Source organism: Pseudomonas sp. TNT2022 ID642 (assembly GCF_028656995.1).
In the GTDB taxonomy this organism is placed as follows: domain Bacteria; phylum Pseudomonadota; class Gammaproteobacteria; order Pseudomonadales; family Pseudomonadaceae; genus Aquipseudomonas.
In genome coordinates this window covers 72,566-87,543 of sequence record NZ_JAMDGW010000037.1, presented here as the reverse complement: position 1 = coordinate 87,543, position 14,978 = coordinate 72,566, and the positions used below count along the sequence as shown (strand labels likewise).

General features: G+C 59.4%; 15 protein-coding genes. All 15 read right to left on the bottom strand.

Going from position 1 to position 14,978, the window contains the following annotated elements:
- Positions 1–51: 51 nt before the first annotated feature.
- The gene (locus M5G26_RS27760; RefSeq protein ID WP_038363825.1) at positions 52–1,443 is read right to left on the bottom strand and encodes a sigma-54-dependent transcriptional regulator; all 1,392 of its coding nucleotides are present in this window, start codon (positions 1,441–1,443) and stop codon (positions 52–54) included.
- A 5-nt stretch (positions 1,444–1,448) separates the two neighbouring features.
- Positions 1,449–2,657: a sensor histidine kinase gene (locus tag M5G26_RS27755; RefSeq protein ID WP_443218399.1), complete on the bottom strand. Its 1,209-nt coding sequence runs from the start codon at positions 2,655–2,657 to the stop codon at positions 1,449–1,451.
- Between the two features lie 110 nt (positions 2,658–2,767).
- Complete coding sequence (locus tag M5G26_RS27750; protein WP_007920053.1) at positions 2,768–4,243, bottom strand: sigma-54 dependent transcriptional regulator; 1,476 nt, start codon at positions 4,241–4,243, stop codon at positions 2,768–2,770.
- Positions 4,244–4,415: 172 nt separating this feature from the next.
- Positions 4,416–4,712 (bottom strand): hypothetical protein, encoded by a 297-nt coding sequence (locus M5G26_RS27745; protein ID WP_007920054.1) that lies wholly within the window; start codon positions 4,710–4,712, stop codon positions 4,416–4,418.
- 10 nt (positions 4,713–4,722) lie between these two features.
- On the bottom strand, positions 4,723–5,118 hold the full coding sequence (gene fliS / locus M5G26_RS27740; protein WP_003222858.1) for a flagellar export chaperone FliS: 396 nt from the start codon (positions 5,116–5,118) through the stop codon (positions 4,723–4,725).
- A 129-nt stretch (positions 5,119–5,247) separates the two neighbouring features.
- On the bottom strand, positions 5,248–6,708 hold the full coding sequence (gene fliD / locus M5G26_RS27735; RefSeq protein WP_273917024.1) for a flagellar filament capping protein FliD: 1,461 nt from the start codon (positions 6,706–6,708) through the stop codon (positions 5,248–5,250).
- An 82-nt stretch (positions 6,709–6,790) separates the two neighbouring features.
- The gene (locus M5G26_RS27730; protein WP_038363821.1) at positions 6,791–7,147 is read right to left on the bottom strand and encodes a flagellar protein FlaG; all 357 of its coding nucleotides are present in this window, start codon (positions 7,145–7,147) and stop codon (positions 6,791–6,793) included.
- 73 nt (positions 7,148–7,220) lie between these two features.
- Positions 7,221–8,072, bottom strand: a complete 852-nt coding sequence (locus M5G26_RS27725) for a flagellin domain-containing protein (RefSeq protein WP_016984295.1) — start codon at positions 8,070–8,072, stop codon at positions 7,221–7,223.
- A gap of 244 nt (positions 8,073–8,316) precedes the next feature.
- A complete protein-coding gene (locus tag M5G26_RS27720; protein WP_134178374.1) occupies positions 8,317–8,583 on the bottom strand; it encodes a hypothetical protein in 267 nt (88 codons plus the stop codon).
- Positions 8,580–9,869, bottom strand: coding sequence for a motility associated factor glycosyltransferase family protein (locus M5G26_RS27715; RefSeq protein ID WP_273917023.1), 1,290 nt, complete (start codon positions 9,867–9,869; stop codon positions 8,580–8,582). The genes M5G26_RS27720 and M5G26_RS27715 overlap by 4 nt, the downstream gene beginning before the upstream one ends.
- An 87-nt stretch (positions 9,870–9,956) precedes the next feature.
- Complete coding sequence (locus M5G26_RS27710; RefSeq protein WP_038363815.1) at positions 9,957–10,883, bottom strand: ketoacyl-ACP synthase III; 927 nt, start codon at positions 10,881–10,883, stop codon at positions 9,957–9,959.
- A gap of 226 nt (positions 10,884–11,109) precedes the next feature.
- A complete protein-coding gene (gene pseI, locus M5G26_RS27705) occupies positions 11,110–12,162 on the bottom strand; it encodes a pseudaminic acid synthase (RefSeq protein WP_150692181.1) in 1,053 nt (350 codons plus the stop codon).
- The gene (pseG, locus tag M5G26_RS27700) at positions 12,155–13,660 is read right to left on the bottom strand and encodes a UDP-2,4-diacetamido-2,4,6-trideoxy-beta-L-altropyranose hydrolase (RefSeq protein ID WP_273917022.1); all 1,506 of its coding nucleotides are present in this window, start codon (positions 13,658–13,660) and stop codon (positions 12,155–12,157) included. Before pseG ends, pseI begins: the two co-directional genes overlap by 8 nt.
- Positions 13,657–14,352 carry a pseudaminic acid cytidylyltransferase gene (gene pseF, locus M5G26_RS27695; RefSeq protein WP_273917021.1) on the bottom strand — a complete coding sequence of 232 codons (696 nt, stop codon included), beginning with the start codon at positions 14,350–14,352 and terminating at the stop codon, positions 13,657–13,659. Before pseF ends, pseG begins: the two co-directional genes overlap by 4 nt.
- Complete coding sequence (locus M5G26_RS27690; protein WP_134178369.1) at positions 14,349–14,969, bottom strand: pseudaminic acid biosynthesis-associated methylase; 621 nt, start codon at positions 14,967–14,969, stop codon at positions 14,349–14,351. Before M5G26_RS27690 ends, pseF begins: the two co-directional genes overlap by 4 nt.
- Positions 14,970–14,978 lie beyond the last annotated feature (9 nt).

The following is a 14,978-nucleotide window of genomic DNA, read 5'->3' as shown; positions in this document are numbered from 1 at the left end:
GCTCATGGGCACCCCTTTCAGAAAAGCGTTTTCAAATCATTGCACCAGACGTCAGGTGGCGAACAGATAACCTTCGACGTCCATCCCGGCATCGCGCATTTGCGCCAGTTTGTAGCGCAGGGTGCGTGGGCTGATGCCGAGTTTTTCCGCAGCTTCCTTGCGGCGCCCACGTTCGGCACGCAGGGTATCGATGATCATCTGAAACTCCCGGCGGCGCAGGTCATCGCCCAGGGCGCCAGCCGAATCCGCTTCGATTTCCACCTCGCGAAGCACCGCTGACACTGGCGCGGTGACAGGCATCGCGGTGTACGTCACGGGACCGGCCAGGCAAAAATCCTGCGGCTGAATCAGGCCGCCCTGCTGCAGAATCAACGCGCGCTGAATCGCGTTATCCAGTTCTCGCACATTGCCCGGCCACGGGTAAGCGGTCAGGCACGCTTGCGCCTCAGGCGAGAGTTTCGCCGCCGCATGCTTCATTTTATTGACGTGTTTGGCCAACAGCCTTTCGGCCAGCGGCAAGATATCGGCAGTGCGCTCGCGAAGTGGACGCCAGGCCAGGGGGAAAACCGACAAACGGTAAAAAAGATCTTCACGGAAACGCCCCGCGGCCACTTCGCCCGCCAGATCGCGGTTGGTAGTGGCGACCACGCGAATATCCAGGGCAATCGGTTTACGCGCACCGACGCGCTCGACCTCACGCTCCTGCAACACGCGCAGCAGTTTGGCTTGCAAGCCGAGCGGCATTTCGGAGATTTCGTCGAGCAACAGCGTGCCGCCGTCAGCCTGTTCGAACTTGCCGGCTTGCGCGGCGATGGCGCCGGTGAACGACCCCTTCTCATGGCCGAACAGCGTTGCTTCGAGCATGTTGTCCGGGATCGCGGCGCAGTTGATCGCAATGAACGGCTGACTGGCGCGATGGGATTGCTGATGAATGTAACGCGCCAGCACTTCTTTACCAGTGCCGGATTCGCCGGAGATCAAAACGGTGGAATCGCTGCGTGCGACTCGTGAGGCCAATTCAAGCAGTTGGGCGCTTGCCGGCTCGACCGCAATCGGGCCTTCACTTTCGCTCGTACCAATATTGCCCAGCGCATGCCGCGCCACCAGATCGAGCAAGGCCTTGGGTTCAAACGGTTTGACCAGATAATCCGCCGCGCCCTGACGCATCGCATCGACTGCGCGCTCGACTGCGCCGTGCGCGGTCATCAGCAACACCGGCAATTGCGGCTGGCGGGCACGCAACAATGCGAGCAGTTGATGACCATCCATGCCGGGCATGTTGACGTCACTGACCACCAGATTGAACGCTTCGCGCGCCACCGCCGTCAGCGCATCTTCAGCGCACCCGACCGCGTGATAATCGTGGCCGGCCAGCAGCAATGTATCGGCCAGCGCCTCGCGCAACGAGCGGTCATCCTCGACCAGCAAAACCTTGATGCCCATGTCGTTTACTCAGCTCCGTGTACAGCGGAAAACAGCGGCAGGATCACCTGCGCGCACGTACCGCGCCCGACTCGCGAGCGCAGCAGCAATTCTCCCTGATGCGCCCGGGCCACAGCCTTGACCACGGTCAGGCCGAGGCCGGTGCCGGTGACTTTGGTGGTAAAAAATGGCTCGCCGAGCCGCGCCAGAACGACTGGCTCGATCCCGCTGCCACTGTCGCTGACGCACAGGCGCAGCGTGTTGTCGCGGCTGTAGCAATGCACTTTCAGACGGACGTTGCCGGCACTCGCCTGAATCGCGTTTTCGATCAGATTCAGCAGCGCCCCGACCAGCGTGTCGCGATTGCACAACAGCTCGCCGGTATGACTGTCGCACTGCCAGCGGATTGGCAGATCCTGCACATGCGTCAGCGCCGCCGCTTGCAGGGCCTGCATCAAGGCATTCGGGGTGAGGCGATCGGTCAGCGGCAATTCACCGCGAGCAAACACCAGCATGTCGCGCACTTGATGCTCGAGTTCATGCAGACGCTCTTTCAGGCGCCCGGCGAAACGCTGCTGCGTGGCGACCGGCAATTCCTGCTCAGTCAAATGACTGGCGTAGAGCAAGGCGGCAGACAGCGGCGTGCGGATCTGATGCGCGAGCGAGGCGACCATGCGCCCCAGCGAGGACAAACGCTCATGGCGCGCCAGTTGATCTTGCAGATGGCGGGTTTCTGTCAGGTCGTTGAGCAGCACCAATTGCCCCGGCTCGGCATCCAGCGAGCGGGTGGCAATCGACAGGCGTCGACCGTTCTTCAGGGAAATTTCATGACCGTCGTCTTCACGCGGCGCAAAGCAGCGCGCAATCACCTGGCGCCACAACTCGCCCTCAAGCGGCAGGCCGAGCAGCTCGATGGCGGCCGGATTGGCTTCGCGCACCATGCCGTGACCGTCAATGACGATGACGCCACCGGGCAACAGATCAAGAAGGTTTTGCAGACGGTTGGCCAAGCGTTCTTTTTCCGCCAGCTCCTGCATACGCTGGGCGCTGACCACCGCCAGCTCCCCCTTGAGCTCGGTCACCCGCGCTTCAAGCATGCTGTAGGAGTCAGTGAGTTGGCTGGACATCTGGTTGAACAGTTCGAATGCCTGCTCAAGACCCTGTCGGCTCGCCTGCTCTACGGAGGACGACTGCCCCTCGGGACTGGAGGCAGAAGACATCTGGGCTTGGGGCATTGTGCTTTCTCGCTTGGCTGACCGTCAGTTAAACGGAACGTTGCGAGGGCTGTAGCAATACCCGTGCCTAAAAAAAACTGCTTATAAATGAAGCAGTTGAAAAACAGGCGTCAATCCTCCGCCTGTTCATCTCCATCACGTCGGCTCATGCCGTACTTGCGCATCTTCTCGACCAGGGTGGTACGACGGATGCGCAGGCGCTCAGCGGCACGCGCCACAATGCCATTGGCATCGTCCAGTGCCTGCTGGATCAAGCCCTGCTCCAGACCACCGAGATAGTCTTTCAGGTCCAGGCCTTCCGGCGGCAGCATGGCGTTGGCGGTGAAGTCCGGCGTATGACCATTGATCGCCACGCGCTCTTCGAGATCGCTGCGCAGGCTATCGACCATTTGCTCGTCTTCGTCATCGACGTAACGGAATTTCTTCGGCAACTCGACCACGCCGATCACCCCGTACGGATGCATGATCGCCATGCGCTCGACCAGGTTGGCCAGTTCGCGGACGTTGCCCGGCCAGCCGTGACGGCACAGCGACATGATCGCCGCCGAGTTGAAGCGGATCGAACCGCGCTTCTCGTGCTCCATGCGCGAAATCAGTTCGTTCATCAGCAACGGAATGTCTTCGACGCGCTCACGCAGCGGCGCCATCTCGATCGGGAACACGTTCAGGCGGTAGTAGAGATCTTCGCGGAAGGTGCCGATCTCGATCATGCTTTCGAGATTCTTGTGCGTTGCAGCGATGATGCGCACATCGACGCTCTGGGTCTTGTTGCTGCCCACGCGTTCGAAGGTGCGTTCCTGCAAGACGCGCAGCAGTTTGACCTGCATCGGCAGCGGCATGTCGCCGATTTCGTCGAGGAACAGCGTACCGCCGTTGGCCAGTTCGAAACGGCCGGCACGGCTGGTGATAGCGCCGGTGAAGGCACCCTTCTCGTGACCGAACAGTTCGCTTTCGAGCAGCTCTGCCGGGATCGCCCCGCAGTTGACTGGCACGAACGGCGCGTCGCGGCGCTTGGAGTGGTAATGCAGGTTACGTGCAACCACTTCCTTGCCGGTCCCGGACTCACCAAGGATCAGCACGCTGGCGTCGGTATCGGCGACCTGCTGCATCATCTGGCGCACGTGCTGAATCGCACGACTGGTGCCGACGAGACTACGGAACAGGTTAGGTTCGCGATGACGACCGCGCTCGCGGGCCTGGTCGTACATCTCGCGATAGACCTGGGCACGGTGCAGGGAGTCGAGCAATTTGCTGTAGCTGGGCGGCATTTCGAGGGTCGAAAGCACCCGGCGACGCTGGTCTTCAGGCAAGTCAACGGAAGAATTATCGCCCATCAACAAAACCGGAAGGAACTCATCCCAGGTTGAGAGTGTCTTTAGCAAGCCCAAAAGCGCACCAGGAGCATTAACGGTCCCGATCAGTACGCAAATGACCTCACGACTAGACGACAAAGAGCCGACTGCCTGCTGCCAGTCATGGCTGCCGCAGGGTAAATTTTCTTCGCCGAGAAAATTTAGAATCACCGCCAGGTCGCGGCGGCGGACGCTATCGTCATCGATCAGCAGAATTTTGGTTTCACGCCACATGCAATAGCAACTTCCCTAGTCAACTCAATGCCCAAAATAAGGGGCAAGCGAGACGCTTGCAGGACACCATGTGCCTGTAGACGCCTGAAATCTGAAAACAGCCACTAGTTAAGTCAAAAAACCGTGCACAGTCAAATTTATGGCGCACATGTCTGGATTAACTGGGGGTTAATTAACCAAACAGATGGTAAACCTTTGCCGCCTTCTGCGCTTGGGTGATCTGCGACATCTCGTTGGCTATCGCCTGCCGCTCACCCATCGCCACCTCAAGAAGCTCTTTGTAGACGTGTAGCAACTCTTCAAGATTGTTGCGCAACGCGTCTTCATCCAGCGCAGCTTCAGCCATGACGTCTTCCATGCAGGAACGGCAAGCCAGATCCAGCTCGCCGATGGCTTCCCAATTGCGTTCGGCCAGCGCAGTGACCAACGCTTCTCGGGTATCGGCAATTCGCTGCAATACAAGACTCATGGTGATCTCCTTAAAACTGGGGGCCTGGCGGCGCAATGCCGTCCCAACCTTCCTTCACGGTGCGCAGCAGGCCGGCAACTTCGTCGAGAATCTTCGGGTCGCTGCTGATGTTGGCCTCAGCCAGACGCTTCATCATGTAGATGTACAGCTGGTCGAGCTCACCCACCGTATCGGCGCAGTTATCCAGATCCAGACCTTCGCGCAAGCCACTGATGATGCCGATAGCCTTGCTGATCGATGTGCACTTGCCCGGAATATCCTTGCGCTCAATGGCGCCTTTGGCCTGAGCGATGCGATCCAGACCACCTTCCATCAACATTTGCACCAGACGGTGCGGGCTCGCTTCGGACGTCTGTGCATGCGCGCCGACTTTCTGGTATTGCCGAAGGGCTAACATCGGATTCATGTTCTACCTCATTGCCACAATGACTCGTATACCCAGTGTATCGCCAACGAATCAGAGAACTTTAGATCAAAAGACAAAAACCCGGCACACGCCGATAAAGCGTAGCCGGGTTTTTGTCGTGTCTGTCTGTTACTTCGCGGACTGCTGAGCGGTCAGCGAGCTGAAGAACGACGTAATGTTGCTCGCCGTCGCCTTCATTTGCCCTACCAGCAAGTCCATGGCGTTGTACTTGGCCGTCAACGTCTGGGTCAGGTTGGCGACACGCAAGTCCAGCGCCGCTTGCTGATCGGTCAGGTTGCGGGTGTTTTTGGTAAGAATCGCCATGCGCTGATCAAGCAAACCAGGGCTGCTCAGATTATCCGCCGGTGGCTTGAGATACGGATCAACAGCCTTGCTCATGCGCGCCAGCAGACCATTGGTGTCGTTGGTGCCAGTGAACAATTGCTGAACCTGGCCGGTCATGCCGGGTTGCGCCATGGTTTTGGTGAAAGCAGTGGTATCGAACTTCAGGTTACCGGTGTCACGGTCGGTCATCACACCCAACTGCGACAGCACCGCCAACGGACCGCCAGCCCCTTCCGCCGTCAACTGACCACGAATATCGGCAATCAGCGCGCGCGGCATCGCGTCGCCAGTAAAAGCGGCCTGCACGGTCAGCTTGCCATCGGCATCCGGCGTCGCCTTGGACAGCGTGTCGATGGTGCTCTTCAACGTATTGTAAGCGTCGACGAACGTCTGAATTGATGTCTGCAGACCTTTGGTGTTGGCCTCCACGCTGACAACCGTAGGCGTCGCAACGGTACCTACGAGAGGGCTGACTGTCGTCAGATTCAGGGTCATGCCACTGATTGCGCCGGTCACCGTGTTGCTTTTGCTGGTGACTGCAAGGCCATCGATGGTCAGCTTGGCGTTGCCCGCAACGTCGTTGACGGCGCCTGAAGCGCCTGCAGCCGGGTTAAGACCCATCTTCTGAGTGCCGTCAATTTCCAGACCGGCGATACCGCTGACCTTCAGGTCAGAACCTTCGCCAGTCTTGCTCGAACTGATCACCAGGCGCGAAGCACCGGTGCTGTCGGTCACAATGTTGGCGGAGATGCCGTTAGCGCCCTGCGCCTTGTTGATGGCGTCGCGGGTGGTCTGCAAAGTGGAATTGGCAGGAATGTCGACATTGTAATCAGTGCCATTCTGACTGATTTTCAGGGTACCACTCGGAATGGCACTGGCGGTTCCGCCGGCGAACGAGGCGCTGGCGATTTTCGAACCAGTGGCCAATTGAGTGACAACGACGTTGTAGCTGCCCGCCACTGCGGTGCTGTCAGACGTCGCGCTCAGATTCGTATTGCTCGCAGTCGCGGTAAAGCCGGCAAATGCAGGATTGGTCTTGCTGCCCAGATTGGTCATCGCCGTCTGGAACGCGGTCAACGCGCTCTTCAGCGAACCAATGCCGGAAATTTTCAGCGTGTTGGCTTTGGTCGCGGTGTCGATCTGCGTCTGCTTCGGCGCCTTGTCGGCGTTGACCAGCGCAGTGACGATCGCACCGATGTCCAGGCCGGAACCCAGTCCGGAACCCGGTAGAATTGGACTTGCCATGTGCATCTCCCTTCAGATTGTTGCCATTCTTTTGACCGTTACACGCGTCCTGAGAACAGACAAACATTATTCATGCCAGCTATCAGACTTTGGCGTCGAACAACACGTGGCTTGCATTGGCCAGGCTGTCTGCCAGCTTGAGGGCTTCTGCGGAGGGAATCTGTCGAACGACCTCACCCGTCTCGCTTGCGATCACTTTGACAATGACCTTGCCGGAATGCTCGTCAATCGAGAACTCCAGATTGCGCTTGATCGATTGGACGAACTTCTCGATCTCCTGCACCGCCAGCTTCAACTTGGCGTCATCCGAATCCTGACTCTTGGCAGCGACCGGCGCTTCAGTCTTGGCAACCTTGGGCGTCTCTGACGGCTTGTCAGCAACCGGCGGAACTGGCTTGGGAGCCGGATAAGACTGGTTAAGCTTGACGCTCATGTCCATGCTCATCACCTCCTAACGTAAAAAGGCGAGAGAGCACGACCAGCGCACCCTCCCGCCCAAACTTGTTCCGAAATTACTGAAGCAGCTTCAGTACAGCGGAAGGCAGTTGGTTGGCTTGAGCCAGAACGGAGGTCGAAGCCTGCTGCAGAGTTTGCTGCTTGGTCAGGTTAGCAGTTTCTGCGGCGAAGTCGGTGTCTTGTACACGACCCTGTGCAGCGGTGGTGTTCTCAACGATGTTCTGCAGGTTGGAGATGGTGCTGGTCAGACGGTTTTGCGAAGCACCCAGGCTCGAACGAGTGCTGTTGATCGTTGCAATTGCAGCGTCGATCGCGGTGATTGCGTTGTCGATGTTGGCAGCAGCGCCCGATACGCTTGCACCGGTCAGAACTACAGTACCGCTACCTACGGACAGGCTGACGGCGTCGAACTTGGAGCTCAGTACCAGGTCGATGTGGTTAGCCGAACCGGTGTTTGCGCCCACTTGCAGGGTCACAGTACCAGCCGAACCGTCCAGCAGGTTTTTGCCGTTCAGGTTGGTGGAAGCAGAGATACGGGTCAGTTCGTCCGACATCTGGGCGAATTCGTCGTTCGTTGCTTTCTGGTCGATGCTGCCGTTGGTACCGGTACGGGCTTTAACAGCCAGTTCACGCATACGCTGCAGAATGTCGGTCGAAGCTTGCAGAGCGCCTTCAGCGGTCTGAGCAACGGAGATACCGTCGTTGGCGTTCTGGATCGCCTGGTTGCCACCACGGATCTGGGAAGTCATACGGGTAGCGATCTGCAGGCCAGCGGCGTCGTCTTTAGCGCTGTTGATTTTCAGGCCGGAAGACAGGCGCTGCATCGAAGTCGACAGAGCGTCGGAAGCGCGGTTCAGGTTTTTCTGAACGTTCAACGACGTAGTGTTGGTGTTTACTGTTAAAGCCATGACGAATTCCTCGTTGGTTGGGTACTGCGGCTTCCGGCCCTGGCAACCGCCGGGTATGGCCTAGAGAACCTTCGTAATAGTTATCGTCGGGTTTGCAGGTTGCTTGAGGGCTTTTTGAAAAAAATTTGCCATCACCCTGCCACTCCCAAAAAAACAAGGGCTTAGCGCACCCCACCTACGAAAAAATGACGCCATAAAACTGCCCACACCAACAACCCTTGTGCCAGAGCGGTCGCCCCCGCCCTCAGCGCTGCGCACCGTCGAGCAATTCAATCAGTTCATACTCGATGAAATCGGCGAGCCCCAGCCAATCCTGGCGTTCCTGACACGCCAGCATGTGTGTCAGCACCTGTGCCCACGACTGCTGGACATCCTCACGGGCGAGCGAAAAAACCTGCTGCGCCTCGTCGAATACGTCGACCATGATCAGCGCCGCTTCGACATCACGGCCCAAACGAAACAATCCGGCGCATTGCCGGCACGCGCTAATGCAATTCACCTGCGCACTCATTGCACAAACTCCGGATTGAATTGCGTGCCCACGATCATCGCCCCTGCCCGACTGCTGTTAAGGAAGCTGACCTCTGGATGCAGAGCGATATAACGCTCCAGCACGCACAGGTAGCCACGAAAATTCAGCTGCGTCCGGACCCGCTCGCCATTGCCGTCATGCACCCAGTGCCGAGCCTGCTCAACGGGCGGCCCCAGATCGCCATCGTCCCAGCCGGCATGTGTCTTGTTCATCGGGAAGGCAAAGTCGGCGCCGAACAGCGTGATGCGCGTGCCGCCCATTTTCACGGCCAGGTCCACGGCGGGGTGAATCACGCTGCCGCCGGCATTCAATTCGGCTCGCGGGTGCTGCTCACGCAACGTGGCGTAGACCGGGCTGGCGGTATAGGCGCCGTAGCGTTTGCCCCTCCAGGCCTTCAACACCGCCGGCGAGCTCATGGGCAGGTACACCAGCGAAATGCCGTCCGACTCCTCGAAAGGCAGATGCCGAAAGCTGATCAACTGATCGATGGTCACCACCAGATCGGGGATGATCCCGTGCTGACGCAAAGGCCGATAAGCCGTGTCGACACAAATGAACAGCGGCCGCTCGGCCTGAGCGCGCACCACCGCCAGCCGTTCAAAATGCCCCTCCAGGCTCGGCCCGGTACCGATCACATAGATTTCGCGGCCGATGCAGGTGCCAAACAGTTGCGCCACGTCATCATCGGCAAGCAGCACCTCCAGACTATCGCGCAAGCGCTGCTGAATCGCCGGCAATTGCGGATCGAACTGGCGATTGGTGAAACTCAGATGAACCTCATTGACCAGCCGATCACGAATCTTCGCGCTGAAGTCATCGGCCAGGAGCATTTCGGCGGGCAGCGCAAAAAACGGCGTGTAGATATCCGCATGATCGCCGGCATACATCAGTTCCACTCTGGGGTCTTCAAGCCATTGCCGCTGGTCGAGCAACTGCAGCACCAGGGCAAACAAGGCGCCGTTGAGGATGTGCACGTACAACCGTTCAAGTGCGGCCCGCTCGAGCAACACCGATGGCAGGTCGCCAAGGCCGGTGCCGTAGACGTGCACCCGAGGTTTTTCCGCAAGGCTGGCCGCCTGGACCCGGGCCTCGTGGATCCGGTCGTGGCGACTGGTCAGTTGAATCCCGTCGACACTCAGCGTAGAGCCCAGGCCTTGCACCAGTTCGGCTTGAATGGCCGAAGTGTCTTCAGTCTCCAATCGTGCAAACAGCGCCGGCCAGCGCCGTTGCAACACCTCGGCGTTGGCTTGGAAAAACTCGCTCATGGCGCCTCGCGCTCCCTTACAGGCAAAAAAATAGCGTTCAAGGTTAACCTTGAACGCTATTTTTGTATCCGCCGTTTTTGCTCGGACTCAAGGGCGATAGATAATCGCCGAGCCCCACGACAGACCGACGCCAAAACCGCTCAGCGCAATACGCTGCCAATCGGAATCGATGACGTGTTTTTCCAGCAGCAACGGAATGCTCGACGACACGGTATTGCCGGTCTCGACCATGTCCTTGATGAACTTCTCCGGCTCGCCTTCGAAGCGCCGCGCCACGGCGTCGACAATCGCCGCACTGCCCTGGTGGATGCAGAAGGCATCGATGTCATCCGCCTTCAGACCAGAGTCATCCAGCAACTCGTGCAAGTGTGCCGGGACTTTCAGCAACGCAAAGTTGAACACCTGACGACCGTTCATGAAGAACACGCCATCGGTGACTTTCAAGTGTGGTGCACCGGAGCCGTCAGTGCCGAATTTGGCCTTGCCCAGCGCCCAGACCGGATCTTCGCCCATCCACGTCGCAGTCGCGGCATCGCCAAACAGCATGGTGGTATTGCGGTCTTCCGGGTCGACGATTTTCGAATACGGGTCAGCGGTGATCAGCAAGCCGTTCTTCAGGCCGGCGGCTTCCATGAAGCCCTTGATCGCGTAGATGCCGTAGACATAACCGGAACAGCCCAGGGAAATGTCGAACGCCGCCACATTGGTCGGCAGACCGAGTTTGTCCTGCACGATCGCGGCGGTGTGTGGCAGGCCTTCTTCATCACCGTTCTGGGTGACGACGATCAGTGCATCGATCGATTCACGCTTCAGCTCAGGGTTATTGGCAAACAGCGCATTGGCCGCTTCCACGCACAGATCGGAAGTTTCTTGTTCAGCGTCTTTGCGCGGCAGGAACGCCGAGCCGATCTTGCCAAGGATGAATTCTTCATCCTTCTCGAATTTTGCACCTTGTGCGTAATTGTCCACGCCGGCTACAGGAACGTAGCTCGCAATGCTTTTTATGCCAATCATTACGGCTTCCCAATAAAAAACAGCCCAAGACCACCGCTCGCAAGGATTTCGAGGGGCGCCGACAAACAGAAAACGGCCGCCACAACGGGCAGCCACGGGGAGCGCAAAGGGCTATCACTGGAATCGAAAACGAGCCAGGCGCCATCTCCCCGATCAATACAATACAGTGAAGATGCGCGTTATGACTCGCAGGTCACGCTATTTTGCCGAATCGGTGCAGATCGGGTTATTCGACCAACGACCAGTCCAGCGGCGTGCCACGCTTGATCGGCGCGCGCGCGCGGCGACCGAGGACGGCGTCGGTGTGCTTGGGCGGCAGACCGAGGCCGGGGCGAATGGCGCGCAGATTGTCCCCGGTAAAGGTGTCACCGGCGGCCATGTCGGCGGTGACGTACAGCGAGCGGCGATAGACCAGCGACTTGCGTTCCGCCTCTGTGACGCCGTAATGCACCTGGCCCATGGCTTGCCAGGCACGCTCGGTTTCCACCACCAGACTGGCCATTTCCGCTGGCTCCAGCGAGAAACTGGCATCCACCCCGCCCGCTGAGCGGTCGAGGGTGAAGTGTTTTTCCACCACGGTCGCACCGAGCGCCACGGCCGCCACAGACACACCGACGCCCATCGAGTGATCAGACAGTCCGACCTCGCAACCGAACAACTCACGCAGATGCGCAATCGTGCGCACGTTGCTGTTAAGCGGTGTCGCCGGATAAGTGCTGGTGCATTTGAGCAGCACCAGGTCCTTGCAGCCTGCCTCGCGGGCGGCGCGCACGGCTTCATCCAACTCGGCGATACTGGCCATGCCGGTGGAAATGATCAGCGGCTTGCCAGTGGCCGCGACGCGACGGATCAGCGGCAGATCGGTATTTTCGAAACTCGCGATCTTGTAGGCCGGCACATCGAGGCTTTCGAGAAAGTCCACGGCGCTGTCATCGAACGGCGTGGAAAACGCGAGCATGCCCAGCTCTTTCGCTCGGGCGAAAATCGGCGCATGCCATTCCCACGGCGTATGGGCCTTTTCATACAGATCATAAAGCGAAGTGCCGGCCCACAGACTGCCCGGATCCTTGATGAAGAATTCCCCCTCGGCCAGATCCAGGGTCATGGTCTCGGCGGTGTAGGTTTGCAGTTTCAAGGCATGCGCACCGGCCTTGGCCGCGGCCTCGACAATTTGCAGGGCAACGTCCAGCGACTGGTTATGGTTGCCGCTCATCTCGGCAATGATGAACGGCGGCGCGTCGGCGCCGATCAAGCGGTTGCCGATCTTGAAACTAGTCATGCGGGTGATCCTTCAAAACACGGGTAAACGCACAGGCACTTTGTGTGAACCCGGCGTCACGAAACACATTCAACGAGGCGCGGTTAGCCGGCAAAACCTGAGCGGTCAGCGCCATCACTTGCGGCCAGTGGCGGATGACGAACGCTTCGCCCCGCGCCAGCAACGACTTGCCCCAACCCAGGCCGAAACGCCCCTCAAGCAAGTAGATCGACAACTCGGCCTCAAACCCGCGCAGGTCGTAGCGCAGAACACCGACCGGGCCGTCGTCGGCTTCGGCGATCAACAGCAAACGCTGCGGGTTGCGCAAACTGGCGGTCAGCCAATTGAGGTGCTGCGGCCAGTCAATTTCAGCATTGGCCAGCGACCAGCGTCGCACCGCCTCGGCATTGCGCCCATCGAACAACAGCTGCGCATCGTCTTGCGTGGCGGGCCGGATAGTCAGCACCGCGCCGGACAACGCGGCGGCCACGCGCTCGGCGCCGCGCCCGTCGACCAGTTGCCGCGAGCGCTCGGCCAGGCTCTGGCGCAAATAATGATTGCCGGTGACAAAGCCGATGGCGTCGCGCAACTGCTCGACACTGACCTGCTCGCGGGCGCCCATGAACACATGCGCGCCCGCCGCGGCCATGACTTCGCCGTTGGCCTGCTGGTTGTTCGACACGGCGATGCAGATCGTCGGCAAACCCAGCGCCGCGCGCTCCCAACTGGTGCCGCCACCGGCGCCGATAAACAGATCCGCCTGCGTCATGCGCTGATGGAAATCGCTGACAAAACTGTGCAGGCGCCAGTTCGGCCGTGTCTCGGCCAGCGCCTGCATCTGCGCCCATGCCGGATTGTCGGCGCCAGCAACGAAGTCCACCTGCAACTCGGGAAAATCCGCCAGCGCAAGCATGGCGTGATGGGTTTGCATCGCGGCATCGAAACCGCCGAAGTTGACCAATACCCGTCGCGCCTTGGGTTTGATCTCAATGGCCGGGCAACGGAATTCTTCGCGCAGCATGGCGTAACGCGGGCCGAGCAAGGTGCGGCAACCTTCAGGCAACAGGGGCGCGTAGTTTTCGCTCTGGCCGGACAAATTCTGGTTGAGCAACAGGTCTACGCTGTAACGCCGGGTCGCGAGGTCATCCACCGCCGCGATGCGATGCGCCCAGCGCCGTGCAGCGGTTTGCCAGTGATGATCGAGGCCGTAATGATCAACGACGATCCAGTCGAATTCGGCCTGCCCTTCAAGCTGCAAGCCCAGCGCGTCGATGTCGGCCTGCCACGGCAGCATCGATTCGATGGCTTGCTGCGGGTCTTCAGCGGCATAGCGCTCAGGCAGCGCAAACGTCTCGAAGCCCTCGGCGCGCAAGGCATCAAGGCGATGCCCCGGCAGACGCCGGCAGGCAAACGCGACGTGGCTGCCCTGCCCGCGCAACACTCGCGCCAGCGTCAGGCAGCGGGCAATGTGGCCGCTGCCAATGGTTGGCGAGGCGTCGGCACGAATCAAAACTCTCATTGCAGCTCTCCGCCGGCCTTGAGCGCGGCGTAAAGGTATTCGGCGCGTTTCCAGTCTTCAGGAGTGTCGATGTCCTGCACCAGATGCCGGGGCAGAATCACCGGCAGACTGGCTGGCGAATAGAGCACTTCGCCACGCAACCACGCATCACTGCGCCCCCAGTAAAACTGGCCGGCGTCCTGAAAGGCTTCGGGCAGGTCCTGGGAGCGAGTCTCGCGAAATTCGGGATACAAAGCAGTCAAGGCGCCCTGCGCATCCAGTGTCAGTGCACGCTGCACCGGAAAACCAAACCCGCACACGGAGAACGCGAAGGACTTGTCTGGGCGTTGCTCCAGCAACTCGATGCCCTGGCGCAGATAACGTGCCTGCAACAACGGCGCCGTGGCATACACGCAGCAGGCATGATCGAAGCGCGGCAATTGCTGCAGTGCATGCACAATCACTGCAGCAGTGCCGGTGAAATCATCCGCCAGCTCCGCCGGGCGCAAAAACGGCACCTGCGCACCGTGTGCTCGCGCAACGTCGGCAATCTCGGCATCGTCGGTGCTGACCACAACCTGATCGAACAACCCGGAATCGACCGCCGTGCGGATCGAACGGACAATCATCGGCACGCCATCGAACGGCAAGAGATTCTTGCGCGGGATGCGCTTGCTGCCACCACGGGCCGGGATAATTGCGACGTTGCTCAAGGGCGTTTTTCCAGCAGAAACCAAGTGATATCGTCCACAGGAAACTGCGGATCGCGGTGATAGACAAAACCATAATCCAGCAGTTGCAGATCGGCATAACGATCGAGCATTTCGCCAGCGAAATCACGTTTGAACAGCTTGCCGCTGTTGCCACGATAAGACACTTCCACCGGCGCCGGATTGTAATACTCGGCGATCAGGATGTAGCGCTGACTCAACTCATACAACTGCGCATAAGCCGTCGGCAACAGCTCCGGGGCCAGGTGGATCAGCACGCCTTTGCTCAATGTCAGGTCGTAGCGACGTTCACGCGGAAAATCGAACAGCGAGCCCTGCCAGATCCGGGCAATGCCCAACGTCCGTGCCTGAGCACAGGCGTTGTCGTTGATCTCGACACCGAACAGCTCGCAGCGTGGCAGCAGTTGATGCAACGCCTGCAAATTGTTGCCGGCGCTGGTGCCCAACTCGACCAGACTCTCGATACCTGCGGCGCGGCTCAGTGCTTTGGCAAACAACGCCAGGTTCGCCGCCACCAGCGGTTGCCCCACATTGCGCTCGAAGTACTGGTTACCGAAGTCGCCCTGCCAGAACTGTTCCTGCTCACTCAAAGGACGCATTGCAGATAC

Excerpts from the sequence above, each read along its gene's own strand:
- fliS (WP_003222858.1), bottom strand. The coding sequence starts at position 5,118 with ATGAATCCGATGTTAGCCCTTCGGCAATACCAGAAAGTCGGCGCGCAT.
- M5G26_RS27730 (WP_038363821.1), bottom strand. The coding sequence starts at position 7,147 with ATGGACATGAGCGTCAAGCTTAACCAGTCTTATCCGGCTCCCAAGCCA.
- M5G26_RS27760 (WP_038363825.1), bottom strand. The coding sequence starts at position 1,443 with ATGGGCATCAAGGTTTTGCTGGTCGAGGATGACCGCTCGTTGCGCGAG.
- M5G26_RS27755 (WP_443218399.1), bottom strand. The coding sequence starts at position 2,657 with ATGCCCCAAGCCCAGATGTCTTCTGCCTCCAGTCCCGAGGGGCAGTCG.
- M5G26_RS27750 (WP_007920053.1), bottom strand. The coding sequence starts at position 4,243 with ATGTGGCGTGAAACCAAAATTCTGCTGATCGATGACGATAGCGTCCGC.
- fliD (WP_273917024.1), bottom strand. The coding sequence starts at position 6,708 with ATGGCAAGTCCAATTCTACCGGGTTCCGGACTGGGTTCCGGCCTGGAC.
- M5G26_RS27720 (WP_134178374.1), bottom strand. The coding sequence starts at position 8,583 with ATGAGTGCGCAGGTGAATTGCATTAGCGCGTGCCGGCAATGCGCCGGA.
- M5G26_RS27715 (WP_273917023.1), bottom strand. The coding sequence starts at position 9,869 with ATGAGCGAGTTTTTCCAAGCCAACGCCGAGGTGTTGCAACGGCGCTGG.
- pseG (WP_273917022.1), bottom strand. The coding sequence starts at position 13,660 with ATGAGAGTTTTGATTCGTGCCGACGCCTCGCCAACCATTGGCAGCGGC.
- M5G26_RS27710 (WP_038363815.1), bottom strand. The coding sequence starts at position 10,883 with ATGATTGGCATAAAAAGCATTGCGAGCTACGTTCCTGTAGCCGGCGTG.
- M5G26_RS27690 (WP_134178369.1), bottom strand. The coding sequence starts at position 14,969 with ATGCGTCCTTTGAGTGAGCAGGAACAGTTCTGGCAGGGCGACTTCGGT.
- M5G26_RS27745 (WP_007920054.1), bottom strand. The coding sequence starts at position 4,712 with ATGAGTCTTGTATTGCAGCGAATTGCCGATACCCGAGAAGCGTTGGTC.
- pseI (WP_150692181.1), bottom strand. The coding sequence starts at position 12,162 with ATGACTAGTTTCAAGATCGGCAACCGCTTGATCGGCGCCGACGCGCCG.
- M5G26_RS27725 (WP_016984295.1), bottom strand. The coding sequence starts at position 8,072 with ATGGCTTTAACAGTAAACACCAACACTACGTCGTTGAACGTTCAGAAA.